Origin of the sequence: uncultured Psychrosphaera sp. (assembly GCF_947500655.1) — a bacterium.
Classification (GTDB): Bacteria; Pseudomonadota; Gammaproteobacteria; order Enterobacterales; family Alteromonadaceae; genus Psychrosphaera.
Genome location: NZ_CANMSK010000016.1, coordinates 31277 through 50113, shown reverse-complemented (window position 1 = coordinate 50113; position 18837 = coordinate 31277). Strand labels below are relative to the sequence as shown.

Annotated in this window: 18 protein-coding genes; 9 read left to right on the top strand and 9 right to left on the bottom strand. The window is 36.7% G+C overall.

Annotation, left to right across the window (positions count from 1 at the left end):
• The first annotated feature begins 174 nt into the window (after window positions 1-174).
• The 7 genes from Q0940_RS13150 (at window position 175) to Q0940_RS13120 (ending at window position 8935) form a co-directional block, all read left to right on the top strand.
• Window positions 175-2337, top strand: coding sequence for a hypothetical protein (locus Q0940_RS13150; RefSeq protein WP_299269260.1), 2163 nt, complete (start codon window positions 175-177; stop codon window positions 2335-2337).
• Window positions 2338-2581: 244 nt separating this feature from the next.
• On the top strand, window positions 2582-3130 hold the full coding sequence (locus Q0940_RS13145; protein WP_299269258.1) for a MarR family transcriptional regulator: 549 nt from the start codon (window positions 2582-2584) through the stop codon (window positions 3128-3130).
• 89 nt (window positions 3131-3219) lie between these two features.
• Window positions 3220-4617 (top strand): cytochrome ubiquinol oxidase subunit I, encoded by a 1398-nt coding sequence (locus tag Q0940_RS13140; RefSeq protein ID WP_299269256.1) that lies wholly within the window; start codon window positions 3220-3222, stop codon window positions 4615-4617.
• Window positions 4610-5608 carry a cytochrome d ubiquinol oxidase subunit II gene (cydB, locus tag Q0940_RS13135; RefSeq protein ID WP_299269255.1) on the top strand — a complete coding sequence of 333 codons (999 nt, stop codon included), beginning with the start codon at window positions 4610-4612 and terminating at the stop codon, window positions 5606-5608. The genes Q0940_RS13140 and cydB overlap by 8 nt, the downstream gene beginning before the upstream one ends.
• Window positions 5609-5702: 94 nt before the next feature.
• Window positions 5703-6551 (top strand): hypothetical protein, encoded by an 849-nt coding sequence (locus Q0940_RS13130; protein WP_299269253.1) that lies wholly within the window; start codon window positions 5703-5705, stop codon window positions 6549-6551.
• Window positions 6552-6837: 286 nt separating this feature from the next.
• Complete coding sequence (locus Q0940_RS13125; protein ID WP_299269251.1) at window positions 6838-8214, top strand: alkaline phosphatase PhoX; 1377 nt, start codon at window positions 6838-6840, stop codon at window positions 8212-8214.
• A gap of 211 nt (window positions 8215-8425) precedes the next feature.
• The gene (locus Q0940_RS13120; protein WP_299269249.1) at window positions 8426-8935 is read left to right on the top strand and encodes a hypothetical protein; all 510 of its coding nucleotides are present in this window, start codon (window positions 8426-8428) and stop codon (window positions 8933-8935) included.
• A gap of 16 nt (window positions 8936-8951) precedes the next feature.
• Here the strand turns inward: Q0940_RS13120 and Q0940_RS13115 are convergent, their stop codons facing one another.
• Entirely contained in the window at window positions 8952-9584 is a 633-nt protein-coding gene (locus tag Q0940_RS13115; protein ID WP_299269247.1) for an FMN-binding negative transcriptional regulator, read from the bottom strand.
• Between the two features lie 14 nt (window positions 9585-9598).
• A complete protein-coding gene (locus tag Q0940_RS13110) occupies window positions 9599-10204 on the bottom strand; it encodes a GNAT family protein (RefSeq protein ID WP_299269245.1) in 606 nt (201 codons plus the stop codon).
• Between the two features lie 111 nt (window positions 10205-10315).
• Between Q0940_RS13110 and Q0940_RS13105 the strand changes: the two genes are divergently transcribed.
• A complete protein-coding gene (locus tag Q0940_RS13105) occupies window positions 10316-11794 on the top strand; it encodes a PLP-dependent aminotransferase family protein (protein ID WP_299269243.1) in 1479 nt (492 codons plus the stop codon).
• A gap of 23 nt (window positions 11795-11817) precedes the next feature.
• Here Q0940_RS13105 and Q0940_RS13100 read toward each other — a convergent pair whose 3' ends face one another.
• Together Q0940_RS13100 and yegQ are read right to left on the bottom strand one after the other, a co-directional pair.
• Entirely contained in the window at window positions 11818-12063 is a 246-nt protein-coding gene (locus Q0940_RS13100; protein WP_299269241.1) for a YfhL family 4Fe-4S dicluster ferredoxin, read from the bottom strand.
• A gap of 3 nt (window positions 12064-12066) precedes the next feature.
• Window positions 12067-13473, bottom strand: a complete 1407-nt coding sequence (gene yegQ / locus Q0940_RS13095; protein ID WP_299269239.1) for a tRNA 5-hydroxyuridine modification protein YegQ — start codon at window positions 13471-13473, stop codon at window positions 12067-12069.
• A 348-nt stretch (window positions 13474-13821) separates the two neighbouring features.
• Here yegQ and Q0940_RS13090 point away from each other — a divergent pair, with 348 nt between their 5' ends.
• Window positions 13822-15078: a valine--pyruvate transaminase gene (locus Q0940_RS13090; RefSeq protein WP_299269237.1), complete on the top strand. Its 1257-nt coding sequence runs from the start codon at window positions 13822-13824 to the stop codon at window positions 15076-15078.
• Window positions 15079-15156: 78 nt separating this feature from the next.
• Here Q0940_RS13090 and Q0940_RS13085 read toward each other — a convergent pair whose 3' ends face one another.
• From Q0940_RS13085 to ylqF, 5 genes are all read right to left on the bottom strand, one after another.
• Complete coding sequence (locus Q0940_RS13085) at window positions 15157-15507, bottom strand: hypothetical protein (RefSeq protein ID WP_299269235.1); 351 nt, start codon at window positions 15505-15507, stop codon at window positions 15157-15159.
• On the bottom strand, window positions 15500-16696 hold the full coding sequence (locus Q0940_RS13080) for a hypothetical protein (RefSeq protein ID WP_299269234.1): 1197 nt from the start codon (window positions 16694-16696) through the stop codon (window positions 15500-15502). Before Q0940_RS13080 ends, Q0940_RS13085 begins: the two co-directional genes overlap by 8 nt.
• Window positions 16697-16771: 75 nt before the next feature.
• Window positions 16772-17194: a thioesterase family protein gene (locus Q0940_RS13075; protein WP_299269232.1), complete on the bottom strand. Its 423-nt coding sequence runs from the start codon at window positions 17192-17194 to the stop codon at window positions 16772-16774.
• 133 nt (window positions 17195-17327) lie between these two features.
• Window positions 17328-17705 (bottom strand): hypothetical protein, encoded by a 378-nt coding sequence (locus tag Q0940_RS13070; RefSeq protein WP_299269230.1) that lies wholly within the window; start codon window positions 17703-17705, stop codon window positions 17328-17330.
• Window positions 17706-17813: 108 nt separating this feature from the next.
• On the bottom strand, window positions 17814-18746 hold the full coding sequence (gene ylqF / locus Q0940_RS13065; RefSeq protein WP_299269228.1) for a ribosome biogenesis GTPase YlqF: 933 nt from the start codon (window positions 18744-18746) through the stop codon (window positions 17814-17816).
• Between the last annotated feature and the right edge of the window lie 91 nt (window positions 18747-18837).

Genomic DNA, 18837 nt, shown 5'->3' with positions numbered 1-18837 from the left:
ATTCTTTTAATATAAATAGCAGTTAAATGGCGTTACATTCTGTTGCTATTATTTGATACCTTAATATTTTATGCATGTTAACATTTTGAATTAAGAAAAGATCCATTTTGTCACATTTAACGTATAAGGTGACAGACGAACAAAATAAACCACGTAATTATAATAGGATGTGTTTTGCGATATTTATCATTTACCCCACTTTTAATAGTTAGTCTATTACCATTGACGGCTAATGCGACTGACGCTAGGACGATAGAAACAAGCCCAGAGACTGATGTGTCAACAACAGAAATAAAGGTTGAACAACCTTTAACTGCTTCACCAACATTAACGAGTGTAGGCCGTCCGCCTGAAACAATTCGTGTTATAGGCAGCAGAGACTCGGGTATTGCATTAAGCTCAGACAAAATATTAAAAGTACCTGGTGCAGGTAACGACCCAATTAGAGCAATAGAAAGCTTACCGGGTGTTGTACTGGCAAATGGGTTTGCACCTGCAGTAAGAGGCAGCTCACCAGATGATATGTATTATCAAACCGACGGCGTACCAGTGGGTTATGTATTTCACAACGACAGTTACAGTAGCTTTCATCCTAATTTAATTAAAAGTTTTGAGCTTAAAACCGGCGCTTGGGAATCTGGCTTTTCTGACGCTATTGGTGGTGTTATCGACACTAAATTAAGAGACCCAGAAATTAAAGACTTTAGCGGTGTCGCTGACTTTAGTTTTTTACGTACAGGCTTATTGATTGAATCTAAACTCACAGACTCGTCGGCATTTTATTTAGCTGCCAGACAAAGCTTGATCCATATTTATATAGATGCATTTTTAGATGACGAAGATTTTAAATTTACCCAAGCACCTATCAATAACGATTACCAATTCAAATACATCAATTACCTTGACGACAATAATACAATTGTAGTGCAAGCCACAGGAGCAAATGATGATGTTGAATTATTGTTCTCTGATGAATCAGATCAAGTAAAGAAAAACCCAGAACTAACAGGCGGTATTGGATTTGAAACTTACTACGACAACCAAAGTATTGTTTGGACCAATGAGTCTGACTTTGGCCAAACCCAAGTATTCCTTAATCGTTTAGTGCGTAACTCAGACTTCTTTGTCGGTCAGATAATTGAGCTGAATGCAATTACCACCGACAATATGTTTAAAATCCTAAATAGTCAGTTACTAGAGAATGGCTCGTTAAATTCAGGCTTTGAATTTAGACAACAAAATATAGACTATGCGGTGACTGGAAAAAGCTCGCCTTGTAATAATGAATTTGAAGTTTGTGCACCAAGCTACTTCGCTCCTACCGCTTCTGAAGAGGCTGAAATAGACATTAGCTTTATGACCTTGTTTGCTGATTACGACTGGGATTTGTCAGATACAGTTCTTCTGCGTTTAGGTGGTGCAGTAAACACTAATGACTTTAATGATGAAACTATTGCTGAGCCAAGAGTTATGCTGAAGTGGCAAGCTTTTGATGATTACGGGTTAAAGTTCGCATACGGTCAACACCACCAGTGGTTCAGAGAATACAAATACTTATCTGAAACCTTTGGCAGCTTAAACTTGGATCAAGTTACCGCTGAACATTATGTATTTGGTATCGAATACGAAGGTGACTCAGATTGGGCTTGGCGCATAGAAACCTACTACAAAGATATGGACGACTTAATTGTGAGTAATCCGTCTCAACAAACAACGTCTTTGACCGAATCAACAACGGCAATTGAAAATGACTTAGTACAAGCTGATAACTATTTAAATGCCGGCGTTGGTAGTGCCTACGGAGTCGAGTTTTTGTTAAACAAAGCGATTTCTAATAACTGGTACGGCTGGTTGAGCATAGCTTATAGTAAAACAGAGCGTAAAAATGAGTTAACTGGTGACGAATTTAATTATGAATTTGATAAACCATGGATCATCAACTTAGTGAGTAATTACGAAATTAATGAGAACTGGCAATTTGGCGGTCGCTGGCGTTTTCAAAGCGGTGCTTTGTATACCCCAATCAATGGTGCTACGCCAATTTATCCTTTAGTTAACAATGAGCCTGATAGTAGCCAAGAACCTATTTTTTACGACCCAATTGAAGGTGATATAAATGAGCAACGCCTAGATGATTTTCATCGTTTAGATGTTCGTCTTGATTACCGTACTCAATGGTGGGGACAAGAAACTAATCTATATTTTGAAGTGCTAAATGTTTACGGTCAACAAAGTTTAGCTGGCTATGATTACAATGAAGATTACACACAAAGAGATCCTTCATATGAATTCCCAAATACCCCAATTCCATCCATTGGAATACAGATTGAGTTTTAATTAGTTTATTACAGACTCTTTTTGTTAGGAGCCTTTTCAATAGATTTTTTAAGGGCTCTATAAAACTAAATACAAAGGGCTAGTTTTCCTAGCCTTTTGTATTTAATCCACTACATATATAAAAATACTGCACAATCATCCCTCACTAAATAGAAATAAAATGACAATTTTTAATATAAAACTTGATCTATATCAATTTTACTTTTAAAGTTTCAGAAATTACTGAAACTTTAAAAGGTTTATTATGTTACTTAGTCCAAAATTAGAATCATTTGTTATGCATTGTGGAGAAATGGGTAGCCGTTGGGGATTTAACCGCACGGTTGGTCAGATGATTGGTTTGCTTATTGTTAGCGAAAATCCAGTCAGTGCTAACGAACTTGCTGAAACATTAAATATTTCTCGTGGCAACGTAAGCATGGGAATTAAAGAATTACAGTCTTGGCGATTAATCCAAGTACAACATATTCCTGGTGATAGAAAAGATTACTATTCTCCTGCTGGCAGTATTTGGGATTTAGCGACTCGCGTATTTGAAGAACGCAGAAAACGCGAGATGGACCCTACTCTGTCGTTATTGCGGTCTAGCATTTTAGATCAACCAGCTAACCAGCAAGAAGAATATGCACAAGAAAAAATGCATGAAATACATGACTTACTAGAGTCTGTCACTTTGTGGGCTAGTGAGTTACAAAACATGAGTCCAGAAAAGCTAAAAACATTGATGAAACTAGGTGCCGGCGTTGGCAAAGTATTAGATATGAAAGACAAGCTGCTTAACTCTAATAAGTAATGAGTTAGTAAAAATGCGCTGGTAAACATAAATAAAGCGCTAGATAAACATTAAATAATCTTATCATTTTTAAAATGACCGAGGCCAATATGTTAGACACGTTCTTGTTATCTCGAATTCAATTTGCAACCAACATTAGTTTCCATATTTTATTTCCAACCATCACCATTGCCCTGTGTTGGTTTTTACTATTTTTCAAAATACGTTTTGACCAAACAGCCGATCCAATTTGGATGCGAGCATATCGTTTTTGGGTGAAAATATTCGCCTTAACCTTTGCTCTTGGCGTAGTAAGTGGCATTACCATGTCATTCCAATTTGGTACAAACTGGCCCGGATTTATGGAGAAAGTAGGTAATGTGGCAGGACCTTTACTGGGTTACGAAGTGTTAACTGCCTTTTTCTTAGAAGCCACATTTTTAGGTATTATGTTATTTGGTATAAAACGCGTACCTCCTAAAATCCACACGCTTGCCACAGCTATTGTAGCCTTTGGTACAACCATGTCAGCCTTTTGGATTTTATCACTAAATTCTTGGATGCAAACCCCCACAGGTTTTGAAATTCGTGATGGTGTGGTTATTCCAACCGACTGGTTTGCGATTATTTTTAATCCATCATTTCCATATCGGTTTTTCCATGTGCTTGTCGCCTCAGCAATAACGGCTTCGTTTTTAATTGCTGGTATAAGTGCCTATCGTTTATTACGTGGAGATAACAAACGAGCGCCCAAAATGACGCTTAAAGTTGCCTTAACCGCTGCGGTAATACTAACGCCATTACAGGCTTTTATTGGCGACTTGCATGGCTTAAACACATTAGAACATCAGCCACAGAAAATTGCGGCTATGGAAGGTGTTTGGGAAACTGAAAAAGGCGCACCTTTATTATTGTTCGCCATTCCTGATGAAGAAACACGTAGCAATCATTTTGAAATTGGCATACCTAACCTGGCTAGTTTAATTTTAACTCACGATGCAGACGGCGAAATAAAAGGCTTAAACGAATTTGTTGGTAAGCATCCTCCAGTGAAGCCCGTATTTTACTCATTTAGGGTTATGGTCGGTCTTGGTTTATTTATGATCTTAGTGGCTTGGGTCACGCGCATTACTTTATTTAAACGTAATGAGTTACCACCTTGGATGCTTAAGGTGCTTGTAGCCATGAGTTTTTCCGGTTGGATAGCCACATTGGCAGGTTGGTATGTAACCGAGATTGGTCGTCAGCCTTATATTGTTTCCGGCGTGTTAACCGCTAAAGAAGCAGCCACAGACATAGCCCCAGAAAACGTAGCTCTTTCTTTGGCTCTATACTCTATTGTCTACTTTGGTTTGTTATGTGCTTATTTACATACAATTTTTGTAATGGCACGTAGAGCAGTAGAAATAGAGGAAATATCAGATAAGGAAAATCAAGCAGACAACATTTTACTTAATAGCACAGTAACCAAAAACCTCGACAACAAAGTGGAGAATACAGATGTTTGATCAAGATACGCTCGCCGTTATATTTGTCGGTTTAATGGGATTGTCAGTCTTAATGTATGCCATTTTAGACGGATATGACTTAGGAGTGGGTATGTTATTGCCCACTAACAATCCAGAACACGCTGACATTATGGTGGCATCAATCGGGCCATTTTGGGACGCCAACGAAACATGGTTAGTCTTGGCAATTGGTTTGTTACTTATTGCTTTTCCTGCGGCACATAGCCTGACACTCAAAGCATTATATTTACCCGCAACTTTTATGTTGATTGGGCTTATTTTGCGCGGTGTGGCTTTTGATTTTCGTGCTAAAGCTTCCTTTAGCCATCGCCCCACTTGGAACAAGTTATTTAAGTTAGGATCTTTACTGGCTGCGTTAACTCAAGGTTATATGTTAGGCATGTATGTAAACGGGTTTGATACTTCTTTGTCTGGCTACTTATTTGCCTTATTAAGCGCCATTGGTGTGAGCTGTGCGTATTGTTTTATTGGTGCCACTTGGTTAGTAATGAAAACCGAAGGTGAGTTACAGTTAAAATCTATCAAAATTGCTAAACGTACTTTGGTTATTGCCTTTATTGGTATCGCAACGGTATCGGCGACTAACTTATTATTTAATCCCGAGATTTACGTTAAGTGGTTTACCTTCCCTAACATCTTATTTTTGATGCCAATTCCAATAGTCTGCGCCGCCTTATTTGCCATCGCATTTATGTTATTAAATCGCTTACAAAAAGATCCACACACTGGCGCAGGCTTACCCTTCTTACTCTGCATTTTAATATTTACATTAAGCTTTGCAGGGTTAGGCTTTAGTTTCTTCCCTTATATTGTGCCTAATCAATTAACTATTTGGCAGGCTGTCGCTGCACCAGAGGCATTAAACTTTTTAATGTACGGCGCCGTTATCGTTATACCAACCATACTAATGTACACCGCATATTCATATCGGGTATTTTGGGGCAAGGTACAAGAGCTGCGTTATCATTAATAACTAATACATTTATTTACAAAGATAGGTTTGACTTTTATTCATGGCTAATGAATTCTGATGTTTTATTTTTATTGAAATATATTTGTTAGCTATGAAATTTACCACTCGTGAACTATTAATTGTCTCATCTATCCTTATATCAATTAACTTCTCTGTTAATGCCGATACATTAAGCAATGTTAAGTCCGTATTAGCCAATTTAAATGGCGACTCTGCACTTAATGTTCAATTTACCTCTGTCCACACAGAAAGTAGAGGGAAAAGCGAAGATGATAATGACGAAAAGGACACCAAAAGCGAACATGGACTCATTTCGCTACCTTTAAGTTATAATCATAACGGCCTAGAAATAACCTACAACAAAGACATTCTAGATAAAATAGCAAAAGAAGAAACTCAAAAGGAACAAAATGAAGATGCCAGCACTCCAACTTTAAGCGCTATGTCTCGTATTGAAAGCTCAGATATTTTAGAAAAAATGTCATCGGCTTCTTCTCTATTACGTTTTATAAATAAAGCTAAGCTTGCTGCTGAAAAACAAATAAAACATCAAGGCGGATCTGCAACTGAGTTACAATTTGACGTGCCACTTGAAAGCGTGATCACAGGAAAAGAAGCTAGAGGCTATGTTGATGAATTTGAAGGTCAATATCGACTTGTAGTAGATAGCCAAGGCGTACCAATAGAAAGCGAATTAACATTTTCAGGAAGTGGTAGTGCTTATGTATTTTTTAGTCTTGAAATGGAACAAACATCTACAAGCAAATATCAAGTGCTCGGTAATCGCCTCATTAATACTAGCCAAGTTTACGCAAGAAAACAGTCCTCTACCTTTGGAGATAATGAATCATCCGGTGAACAAACGCTTACGATAATAGCAAATGATCTAATTGATAATTCACAGGACAACATTGAGGTAGGAAGCTGTAAAAAAAGTTAAGGTGATGATTGAGTGTAGAGCTTTTTATAACGTCCTTGTTATGAGTCCTACACTTTAGACTCGTTATATCTTTTTTCTTTGATAAAGAGATTGGGATATATATGTAAAAAATACATTTGAACAATGCTATTTTCTATCCACCGGTAATAAATCAGTCATCAAAAGAACATATTATTGTGTCTACTTTTGTTGTGTTATAACTCAGCTAGATATGAGGTATATTACAATATTGCTTAAATTCAAGTCAGTTTATTCTGAAAAACATTAAAGATAGTGGGAAGTAATTATGGTTACCAGAAGACGTTTTTTAATTGGCGCAGGCGCTTTGGCATTTAGCGGTTTAGCTGTAAGTATACTTGGTAAAAATCAAGCTACAGGCACTAATACAATTGTTAAAGGCTTCGGCCCTCTAATTACAGATCCTAACGAAATCTTAGACCTACCTGCTGGCTTCGAATATCAAATTATATCTGAGTTAGGCAATACCATGACTGATGGTTTCCCTGTACCTGATAAAGCCGACGGTATGGGTTGTTTGCCTCTTGATGAAGACCGAGTTGTCTTGGTACGTAACCATGAACTTAAACCTAGTGATTTAAGTAAACAACCGGCTAAAATCCAACAACACAAAACCGATTTAGCCTATGACCAAACGGAAGAAGGTATTGCTTTAGCTGGCGGTACAAGTAACTTAGTTTATAATCTTAAAACACAAAAAATAGAGAACGAATTTTTATCTTTAGTTGGCACAATTAGAAACTGTTCAGGTGGAATTACCCCTTGGAATACATGGTTAACTTGTGAAGAGTCTGTAACAAAAGCAGGTGATGGTTTCTCTAAAGATCATGGTTATATTTTTGAAGTTCCAGCCACTGCTACAGGATTAATTAACCCAGTTCCACTTAAAGAGATGGGGCGCTTTAATCATGAAGCGGCTGCTGTAGACCCACGTACAGGGATTGTTTACCTTACTGAAGATCGTGGCGACAGTTTGTTCTACCGCTTTATTCCAAAAGTAAGCGGACAATTGCACAAAGGTGGTCAGCTACAGGCTTTAGTCATAAAAAATAAGCCAAGTTACGACACCCGTAATTGGGAAACGCCAGTAATGAAACATCAAGAATGGCATGATACTGAGTGGATTAATTTAACTAACCCTGAAAGTCCTGAAGACGATTTACGCTTACGTGGTTATAAAGAAGGTGCTGCATTATTTGCTCGTGGTGAAGGTGTTCATTGGGGCGATCAAGAACTTTATTTTTGCTGTACCAATGGCGGAGAAAAGCAGTTGGGTCAAGTTATGCGTTACCGTCCTTCAATTAATGAAGGAGAAACTAACGAAAGTACCAATCCAGGCCGTTTACAGTTGTTTTTAGAAAGTGAAGATAAATCTTTATACAACTTTGGAGACAACCTAACAGTAACGCCTTTTGGTCATCTTATCGTATGTGAAGATCAATACACGGCAATTGTAGACAATCACCTTAGAGGCGTAACGCCAGATGGGTCATTATATAACTTTGCACGTTTAATCATGCAAACTGAGTTAGCCGGTGCGTGCTTTTCTCCTGACGGTTCAACCTTATTTGTTAATATTTATTCACCGACTAAAACCTTAGCTATTAAAGGCCCTTGGGATAAATTTAATAACCTAAGCGTTTAGTTTCTTACTCGCTAAATAGTTTTAAAAATGCCGATTAGTCGGCATTTTTTATTTTACTTCCATCATTATTACTTATTCATTACTAGACTTGGCGCCTTAACTATTCATAATATAATGTAGCCTTAAGTTCTACTATGCTTAATACCAATTGAATTAATGAAACAACATCGAACAGCAAACAATGAAAGTGTTTTTATAAAAGGAAAAGAAATTGAATAGCCGTCTTATATTATCTGGCATTGTCTCGTTTGTATTTTATTTTGGCTGGGCTTATTGGGCAAATAGTGCAGATGATATTTCCAGTGCAATGACGTTGCAATCAGCAATAGTGCAAGGTTCTTATAGTGGCTTTGTTACTCTATTTTTTACTCTTATCTTAGAAAAAGTAGTAAATAAATATAAACTAAGTTATGTATCTTTAGCGTTTATCACGCCTATTATTTGTAAGTTCCATTCAAAAACACCGCAAAATATTGCTATAAAGCAAAGCCTTAACAATGTAATTAATCAATCCGCTTTATATCTTAATGACAAAAAAATAGCCGGTACATTATTCGCACCTATCATCCCAATTACTGTGCAATCCATTTTGGTTATAACCATTAACTTAGCCAACCAAACACCAAACTTACTGCTAACAGTCGCACCTAGTATTTTCTTTACCGCGGTATACGCATACAGCTATATGTTTGCGTTACTTAAAAAATCAAAAAATAACTAACAGCGTTAGGTTAATCCTAAGTTTTGTTAACTTTAATCAAATCCGCGATTGCAGATGCAGCCTCTTGTTTTTTTGCGCTTAAGCCATCAACAATGCCTTGTTGATTAACTTCTGGTTGGTTTTGGCTTATCTTTGATTGGCCTGTTATTTCTGACACTTCTATTTTTAAGCCAACAATCGCAGGTAACATTCTTTCAATGTATTCCTCAGGCGCATCATTTATTGACCAAGGTTGACTTTGTTTTTGTTCATGCTGAAAGGTTAAATTATTCAGCATTTCAAGTTTAAATTCAGCATCGTCACTGAAAAACAGCTGCCCTTTTACATGAACTGCAACATAGTTCCACGTAGGCACAGCTCGTCCATCTTCTTTTTTAGTTGGATAATAATTGGGCGATATATAACAATTGGGGCCATGAAAAACCACTAACACTTCAGGCTTGTCTTTGAGCACTTTCCAAAGTTTGTTCGCTTTAGCAATGTGTCCTTGTAATGCATATTTACCTGCCGATTTATCGAGAAACAGAGGTAAATGATTAACTTCTAAACCATTTTTTGACTGAGTAACCAAACTGGCAAATGGGTAGTTAACAATAATACTTTCTAATTGGTTTATATCTGTCTGCTCAAATACTTTAGGTATGTACATAAGTTAACTCCCGTTTACTTTGTCTTCATTGCTATATGCATTTTCGACATTAATGACTGCTTAACGGCTTGCCATTCAGTGTTAATAATCGAATACAATGCCGTGTTTCTAAAATTACCGTCAGGCAGAATACGCTGATGGCGAAGGACACCTTCAAATTTGGCACCCAGCCGACCTATTGCATTACGAGACTTATCATTCCTTTCGTCGGTTTTAAACTGAACTCTAATAGCATTTAATTCTTCAAAGGCATGCTTTAATAAACAATACTTTGCATGTGTATTAATGTAACTACGCTGGTATTTTGGCGTGATAAAGGTAAAGCCAATTTCCAAACTTCGATCCGCCTTAACGATAGAGCAGTACTGAGTACTACCAACAAATTCATCACTGTGATTATCAAAAATAGCAAAAACCACATGTTGTTCTTGTTCTACCAATTTTTGTAAATGCAGTAACCAAGTTTCAGCTTGTGATTTAGACTCACATTGATTAGGTAGAACCCAACACCATAAGTCAGGAAAGGCACCTGCTTTATAGTAGTCATCAAGGTGTTCCATGGTTAATGGCTTTAACGTTACTTTTTCTGTGCTTAATGTGACTGGTTTAGGGGCAAACATATTTATGACCTTAGACGTTGAACTTCTAAAAATAGGCCTGTATTTTCTCCACTTGTGGTATAAAAACAACAACCAGTTTTAACAAAATATATAGACCAAGGTGTTGGTAAAATGAAAACCCTAAATTTGACGTTAGATAGTTCCTCCAATTCAGGTAGCAAGTTGTATTTAAAAATAGCTCAAGCTATCCGTCATAGTATTGAAGAAAGTCATGTTACTGCTGGAGAAAAACTACCATCGGCTCGAACACTCGCCGCACAATTAGATGTGAATCGCCATACGATAATGGCCGCATACAATGAATTGGTTGCACAAGGTTGGGTAGAAACGCAACAAAGACTAGGTTATCGGGTTGCTGAAAACTTACCTATATATTCGTCTAAAAATACAAATAAAAGCTTACCTCTATCTAAATCTACATGTACTGATAAACATCAATGGCGTTTAATTAAAGAAAATCACAAGGAAGTATCTGAACCTGCAAGCCGAAGTCCTTTTAACTTTGCAGGCGGTAATCCAGACATTGATTTATTCCCATTTAAGGAATTCAAAAGCTTTATGAATGAAGCCTTAAATCGGCCAGCTATAGAGGATTTGAATTACGGCGACCAAAATGGATTTAAACCTTTTATCAAAGAAGTTAGTACTTATTTACGTAGAGTGAGATCCATCACTGATAAAGAAATAGTTGTGGTTAATGGAACACAGGAAGCCTTGTACATTATTTCACAAGTATTAATTAAAACAGGCGATAAAGTAGCAGTGGAAAGTTTAGGTTACCAACCTGCTTGGTCAGCTTTTGAAAGCGCTGGAGCACAGTTAATTTCGGTAAATCAAACAGATGATGGCATTGATGTAGAGCACTTTAAAACGCTGATTGAACAAAACAATATTCGTTTGTTATATCTCACACCTTTGCATCAATACCCTACAACAACGACTCTATCAATGAGTAAGCGTAAGGTTATTTATCAATTAGCGCAGCAACATAACATTGCTATTATTGAAGATGACTATGATCATGAGTTCCACTATAACAGTCAGCCATTAGCACCAATGGCAGCAAACGATCCTTCTGGTTTAGTGATTTATCTTTCTAGCTTTTCTAAGATCATGTTCCCAGGAGTTCGATTAGGCATTATTGCCGTAGATAAGTCTCTTAGTACTCATCTTGTCAATTACCGAACCTTAATCAATCACAAAGTGAACGTGTTGCTGCAAGATGCAGTTGCCAGATGGATGAAAGATGGAGGATTTGAACGCCACTTAAGAAAGTCTACTCGCCTTTATAAAAAAAGACGCCAATATATGATAGACCAACTGAATGAATTTTCCGATGAAGGCTTGCATGTAGAATTCTCGATCCCCGCAGGCGGTATGGCCTTATGGGTAAACATTGGTAAAAATGCAAAAAAGGTTGAGCAACAAGTAAAACAAAACGGTATTTTCTTACTAGCTGAACATGCTTTCCACTTAAATAAAAGCAATGATCAAGACAAATACATTCGCCTAGGCTTTGCAGGGCAAAGCGAAGAAAAAATGAGAGAGGGTTTACTGTTACTAAAACCGTTTTTAAATAAATCTGAATAATAGAGTTATCAATTTTTATATAATTACGACGTTAACCGCACGTACTTCTCAGCAAGCTCATCCAAACTTTCTACTCTATTCAAATCTGGTTTTATACAGTCAATTGGACACACGCTCACGCACGTTGGTTTATCGTAATGACCAACACATTCAGTGCATTTATCTGGGTTAATTTCAAATATCTTAGCGCCCATATAAATTGCATCATTTGGGCATTCCGGCATACACATATCGCAATTAATGCATTTTTTATTAATAAGTAACGCCATAACTTAAACCACAGCTTGCTTAAACGGGTTGCGAGTATCTTGGCCTTCATCTAAGTTACGCATTAAAATAGCGTATTCTATATTGATATTGTCAGGTAGAGGGATTTTTACAATATGGCCAGATCCTTTGGCGTCTGTAATGCTCTCACCATTTTTATTCTCCATAAAATCAAGAACAAAACTTATATTACCTTGTGGCGTCATTAACTCTAATGAGTGACCTGTACAAAACTTATTTTTAACATCAATTTCCACTAGCCCATTAGCATGACGACCTAGAACCTCGCCGACAAATTGCTGTTTATCTGACACAGAATGACCGTATTCGTAGTTTTGATAATCTTGATGAGCGTGACGCTTTAAGAAGCCTTCGGTGTAACCACGATGTGCTAAGTTCTCTAACGTTTTAAACAAGTTAGTATCAAACGGACGACCTGCTACAGCGTCATCAATTGCCTTTCTATACACTTGTGCGGTGCGAGCTACATAATAAAAAGACTTAGTTCGCCCTTCTATTTTTAAGCTGTGCACGCCCATTTTTGTTAATTGCTCTACGTATTGAACTGCACGTAAGTCTTTTGAATTCATGATGTAAGTACCATGTTCATCTTCAAACGCAGGCATGTATTCACCCGGTCGCTCTTGCTCTTCTAGCATTACAATTTCATCACTTGGACGGCCTTCACCTAGTGTTGGAATAACAGATTTAGGGTCAAACTTATGGACCATTTCACCAGTTTCATTTTCCGTCCCCGGTTTTACATCGTAGCTCCAGCGGCATGAATTAGTACAAGTACCTTGATTGGGATCGCGCTTATTAATGTAACCAGAAAGTAAACAACGGCCAGAATAAGCCATGCATAAAGCCCCATGCACAAAAATTTCAAGCTCTGTGTCAGGGCATAATTCGCGAATTTCAGCAATTTCCTCTAGTGACAATTCACGAGATAGAATAACTCGTTCAATGCCCTGCTTAGCCCAAAATAAAACACTAGCGTAATTAACTGCATTGGCTTGCACTGACAAATGAATTGGCATGTCAGGCCATTTGTCACGTACCAACATAATTAAACCCGGATCTGACATAATAAGTGCATCAGGATTCATGGCTATAACAGGTTCAATATCTCGTAAATACGAATGTACCTTGGCATTGTGTGGTGCGATATTTGAAACTACATAGAATTTTTTACCTAACTCATGTGCTTCATTAATCGCTATTGCAAGATTGTCTAGGTCAAATTCATTATTGCGTACACGTAAACTATAACGAGGCTGTCCTGCATAAACGGCATCAGCACCATAAGCAAAGGCATAACGCATATTCTTTAAACTGCCAGCAGGAGAAAGTAATTCTGGCGTGAAAAGCTGAGAAGTTTGGGCTGGTGAAGACTGGGTAAAATTAGACACTGGTATGTACACTCCATACATAGAACTGGGTACAAGCCAGTTGCATGAATTAATAAAGCGCAGGAGTATAAAGTTAATAAACAATGTACGTTTTGATCAAGATCATAAAAGCCAACCCCTATAGCTTATACATATTAATCCAACATGTTATTTGCTTTTCATTTATTAGTTTATTCAGAACCTACAATCACATAAAAAGTAAATTTAGTTAAAAAAATTATCAGTATTAAATATATACTTCACCTGAGTATTTCATTAGGAAGTATGTTTATTCCAACTTCCTTTTTATATCAACTACTTATACCAATTGTATTATTTTATAACGCTTATTATTTCGGAACCTTGTTTATGCCTTACTCCATTTTTGGAAATAAATTCACACAGCACTCGGGTATCACTGAATTAATGGATGATCTGAATGAAGGTGCAAATAGTGGTGAAGAGCTATTGATGCTAGGCGGTGGAAACCCGGCATCAATTCCAGCTATTGAAAAAAGATTAACCGAAATAATGCAAGAGCTGTTAAATCAAGGAGCCTTAATTGAAAGCTTAGGCAGTTATGATGGCCCAAAAGGCAAAGATAAATTTATTGCCGCAATAGCCGATTTATTTAATGACTTATATGACTGGGATTTAACCACAGACAATATAATACTAACTAATGGTAGCCAGAGTGCTTTCTTTTACCTTTTCAATTTACTGGCTGGCGACTTTGCTCAAGGTAAAAAGAAGAAAGTACTGTTTCCACTTGCGCCTGAATACATTGGCTATGCTGACGCCAGTGTGTCTGAAGATGCTTTTGTTGCGATTCAGCCTAAAATAACTGAACTGCCCGAACAAATGTTTAAATACAATGTCGACTTTGATGCCTTAACCATAACTGACGATATTGCAGCTATATGTGTTTCAAGACCAACAAATCCGACTGGTAACGTATTAACCAATGATGAAATAGATAAGTTAGACGTATTAGCAAAGCAGCATAACATCCCATTAATTATAGATAATGCCTACGGCACACCGTTCCCCAATATTATTTTTGAACAGGTAAAACCCCACTTCAATAATAATACTATTTTATGTATGAGTTTATCTAAATTTGGTTTACCGGGCGCACGCTGCGGTATTGTTATCGCGAATCCAACAATCATAAAAGCAATGTCTAACTTAGCCGGTATTATGGCATTATCGCCTGGTGGAATTGGACCAGAAATTGTCTATCCTCTGATTAACAGTAAAGAGATCATAGAACTTAGTAATAATATTATTAAACCTTTTTACCAAGAAAAATCTAAAGACACTATTAAGCTTTTATTAGAAAAAATACCTAATAAAAATTTCAGAATTCATAAATCCGAAGGTGCTTTGTTTTTATGGTTATGGTTTAAAGACTTACCTGTAAGTTCAAACGAGCTTTACAAAAAACTAAAAGCCAAAGGATTGATCATCGTATCCGGTCATTACTTTTTCCCAGGCCTAGATCAATCTTGGCCACATACTCAAGAATGTATTCGACTCAACTATGCGCAAAATGCAGAAACAGTAGAACGCGGCATAGCAATATTGGCAGAAACCGTAAACGAACTTTATGGTGATAATAGTTAAATTTCGACGGTTTTAATTGAATATTTATCAAATTAAAAGGAGGTGGCAGTAAAGTTCTATTTTATGTAAAAGAGTGCTTTACTGTAATTGAAAATGGCTAGCGGTAACTTCTTCTTGCTCAAGGTGAACCCAATTAATAGCTAAGTTCAGTTCATCTTTTAAGCCCTGCAATACTTGCCTTATCTGTAATTTAGTTTGTTCTTGTTGATCAACCATGACAGATAAGTGGATTTTCATTCCTTTTTCTTGTTTACCTATTTGGTATTCAGATTTGTCAAATTCACCATCATCTGACCAAACACCATCTATTTCTTGGCAACAAGCACCAGCAAAAAATTGACCTAATTTAGGAGTCAAATAACCTAACGCTTTCTGATATGGAAAGTTAGGAGTCGACAGTATTATTGTGAAACGGATCCGTTTATTCATGATTTTTGTAAACATATAATGTGAATAAAATAACAATTATAGCCGTTAAACTTATAAAGCTCTCGGCTGATATAAAATTGAACAGGTCAAGTAAACCTGTCGTGTCTTTATGATTAACTTCACCCTCTATACTGGCTAAATCAATAACTAAGCTAATAAGTCCAAGTGAACCAAGAAAAGCTAATAGAGTTTGTATACCGCGATTTTGTTGACGCAATTTATCTTGTAACGAACGATCTATTCTAGCTTGAGTTAAGTCAGTTAATTGATCAACTCTCTCTCTTTGTTCATTAAATCCCCAAGCAATATTAAACTGCTGTAATAACTCGCGACGCTTCCCTTGCACTCCAGCGGTAGCTGCAGAAACTTGAATGTTAATATACTCAATATGATCATTGCGGTATTGTTGCTCCGTTACAGTTTTACCTAGTAATGCCAATCTATTTTTGTTGTAGTAATTAATATTAAACTTTTTCAAATTATCTTTGAGCAAACTTTCAATACGATCCATAAGAGCAACATGAAATTGAGACATGATCATAATACGATTAACGTCTGAGAAATATTGCTGTTCTGTTAGCAAGGAATTACCAGAGCCAAGCTGTAAATAATCAGTCTTTGAATCAACACTTTTAAGCCAATTAGCATAACTTTCTGCTGGTAAGCCTTTTCCTTGGGTCAACATTCTGGCCACCCATAAAGGTTTACCGTTAGTTAATTCATCAATATCGTTATTGAAAAATTTATAATCACTAGGCTTCATTAACGGTAATTCAGCTTTAAGCGAGTAAAGTTGCTTTAGGATTGGAGCAAAGTATTTTTCAGAAAGATCCTCAATTCGCTTGGAAATAGCCAAATCATCGATATTAGTAATATCAGAATCAACTTTAAGTCCTAAATTTAGAACGGCTAGGCAGTTATCGTAAATATAATATTGAGCGTGACTTACATCTTGCTCATCAGTTAATTGTGGGATCTCGATAATAGCGGCTGGTTGATACAATACAGGTAAATTATCATGTTCTAATGAGCCATAACCAACTGGCCAATCATTCGGCTTAACAACAACAGAGCTAATTGGTGACAAATATTTTTGTAATAAAGAATAACGCTGTTCATTATCCATTATCAGCTCTGACTGCCAATTTACCGGAATATTGATTGGCGAATAAGTTTCAAAATTTAACATTTAACATCCCATAAGAAGACGAATTTATAAACTAAGTTAACTAACCAGATTTTGTTAACTTTTATCAAAGATAAATTAAAGTTCTTCGCCTACTGCTTTTAAATGGCCTTCCATACGTTCTAACACTTCGCCTTCAATCTTCACAGGTTTACCTGTTTTTTGATTTAATAATACAAAAGTAATATCCGCATCAGCGACAATCGTATCTGTTCCTGCCAAAGTAATGACTTGATTAAACACCGCACTTTTTCCGCTTACTTTTGATAATGCGGTAGTAACGTCTAATGTTTGCCCCATGGTTGCTGAAGCTCGGTAATTAATATTAATGTTTACAATTACCCACGCCAAACCAAGAGATTGAAAGTATTCTAAGTCGCCAGTGTCTTCTAAATATTCCCAACGCGCTTCTTCTAAAAACTCCAAGTACCTTGCATTATTGACATGCTGATAAATATCTAAATGAAAACCACGTACTTTTATTTGTGAACTATGACTCATGTTTATCCTTAATAAATTACTTTGGCTAGCCCAACGAGCTAACAATTAAAAACGTTTGGCAGCAACAATATGTCTATGATCTACGCATAAACCTTATTTACAATAGAAGCTGTCTTTTTACTTTTACTTTTACTTAAAACGCTTCACTGAATTTGGGTAAGTCTAATTTTTGGTTTAGCTTTTTAAATTGAGGTTCAGTGTATGGCCCTTCTATTACGTCATAAGGCTTAAGGTAAATATTGTCATTTTCTTTATCTAGTACAAAATAAGAAATCACATCAGGCTCAGAAGTTAATTGTTTTACAACGACATACTTTTCATTAGACCCTACTGCGATTACGTTATTCTCTACTCGCCCAATAAAAGAGCCGTCATCATCAACCTTAATGCCTAGTTTAATATCGCCATCTATATAATAAACAGCATATTTTTCATCTTCCCACATACTTGAGTCACCCCAAATAAATAAAATAACAATAAACATGGCGATAATCGATGCAGCTAATTTCATATATGTTTACTTCTTAATGGTATTAGAAAATCATGAACGTTTTTATAAGAAAAATTATTCAAGCCCATCGCATGAGTGAGGCCTAAATAACTGAGCAAAACACCGCAATTATCTGCGTGGACGCTTTTTCCCTTTCTTCTTTTCTTCAAATTCTTTTTTCTTAGCAAGACGTTCGGCTTCTTGGATTTTGCCTATGGCTTTGGCTTCAATACCTTGTTCAACGGTTTCTAGCGTAATAGCACCAAGTGTACCTGAGCGATAATCGTTTAAGATTATTTCTGACACTTTATATAAATCGGCGATACCACCTTTACGAATACAAGCACGGTTTAATGCTATGGCGTCCATCACTTCAATTGGCGTTTCTGGCATGTCTTTTAATTGATAACGTTCAATTAATAACTCTGGGTAATGTTCCATTAAATATTCAATGGCGTAATACGCTATGTCTTCTTTTTCTGTCACTGTATCTTTAATGCCACCTGTGATTGCAAGGCGGTAACCACAATCTTCAGGCTCTAACTTAGGCCATAAAAATCCCGGCGTGTCATGCAGTACAATATTGTTATCTAAGCGAATACGTTGCTGTGCTTTAGTGACACCGGCTTCATTACCAGTTTTAGCAATAATACGGTCGGCCAAAATATTAATGGTTGTTGATTTACCAACGTTTGGAATACCACAAATTAACGCTCTTAATTGTTTATCTTGGCTAACACGGTGCGGAACCATGCTTGAGATAACATTAAGTAAGTCTTTAATTTGTTTGGTGTCTTGAGATGTTACCGCAATCGCTTTAATACCGCGTTCTTGTTGTAAATGCTCTAACCATTTTTGTGTTTGGATTGGATCGGCTAAATCACTTTTGTTAAGAATTTTTAAAACAGGTGTGTCGCCTCTAAGTTCTGGAACAAGAGGGTTTTCACTAGAAAATGGAATTCTGGCATCGAGTATCTCTATGATCACATCTACTTGAGGCATGATCTCTGCAATTTCTTTTCGAGCCTTGTGCATATGGCCCGGAAACCAGTTAATTGCCATTTTATCTCCGTTGGTTTTGTTCGACTTATTATCGTACTAAAGTTAATTAATGCTGATTTTAACGTGTTTGGCTCAGTTCACAAACGACTAA

Excerpts from the sequence above, each read along its gene's own strand:
- Q0940_RS13140 (WP_299269256.1), top strand. The coding sequence starts at position 3,220 with ATGTTAGACACGTTCTTGTTATCTCGAATTCAATTTGCAACCAACATT.
- Q0940_RS13130 (WP_299269253.1), top strand. The coding sequence starts at position 5,703 with ATGAAATTTACCACTCGTGAACTATTAATTGTCTCATCTATCCTTATA.
- Q0940_RS13105 (WP_299269243.1), top strand. The coding sequence starts at position 10,316 with ATGAAAACCCTAAATTTGACGTTAGATAGTTCCTCCAATTCAGGTAGC.
- Q0940_RS13090 (WP_299269237.1), top strand. The coding sequence starts at position 13,822 with ATGCCTTACTCCATTTTTGGAAATAAATTCACACAGCACTCGGGTATC.
- Q0940_RS13125 (WP_299269251.1), top strand. The coding sequence starts at position 6,838 with ATGGTTACCAGAAGACGTTTTTTAATTGGCGCAGGCGCTTTGGCATTT.
- Q0940_RS13110 (WP_299269245.1), bottom strand. The coding sequence starts at position 10,204 with ATGTTTGCCCCTAAACCAGTCACATTAAGCACAGAAAAAGTAACGTTA.
- Q0940_RS13080 (WP_299269234.1), bottom strand. The coding sequence starts at position 16,696 with ATGTTAAATTTTGAAACTTATTCGCCAATCAATATTCCGGTAAATTGG.
- cydB (WP_299269255.1), top strand. The coding sequence starts at position 4,610 with ATGTTTGATCAAGATACGCTCGCCGTTATATTTGTCGGTTTAATGGGA.
- ylqF (WP_299269228.1), bottom strand. The coding sequence starts at position 18,746 with ATGGCAATTAACTGGTTTCCGGGCCATATGCACAAGGCTCGAAAAGAA.
- Q0940_RS13075 (WP_299269232.1), bottom strand. The coding sequence starts at position 17,194 with ATGAGTCATAGTTCACAAATAAAAGTACGTGGTTTTCATTTAGATATT.
- Q0940_RS13070 (WP_299269230.1), bottom strand. The coding sequence starts at position 17,705 with ATGAAATTAGCTGCATCGATTATCGCCATGTTTATTGTTATTTTATTT.
- Q0940_RS13145 (WP_299269258.1), top strand. The coding sequence starts at position 2,582 with ATGTTACTTAGTCCAAAATTAGAATCATTTGTTATGCATTGTGGAGAA.
- Q0940_RS13115 (WP_299269247.1), bottom strand. The coding sequence starts at position 9,584 with ATGTACATACCTAAAGTATTTGAGCAGACAGATATAAACCAATTAGAA.
- Q0940_RS13085 (WP_299269235.1), bottom strand. The coding sequence starts at position 15,507 with ATGAATAAACGGATCCGTTTCACAATAATACTGTCGACTCCTAACTTT.
- Q0940_RS13100 (WP_299269241.1), bottom strand. The coding sequence starts at position 12,063 with ATGGCGTTACTTATTAATAAAAAATGCATTAATTGCGATATGTGTATG.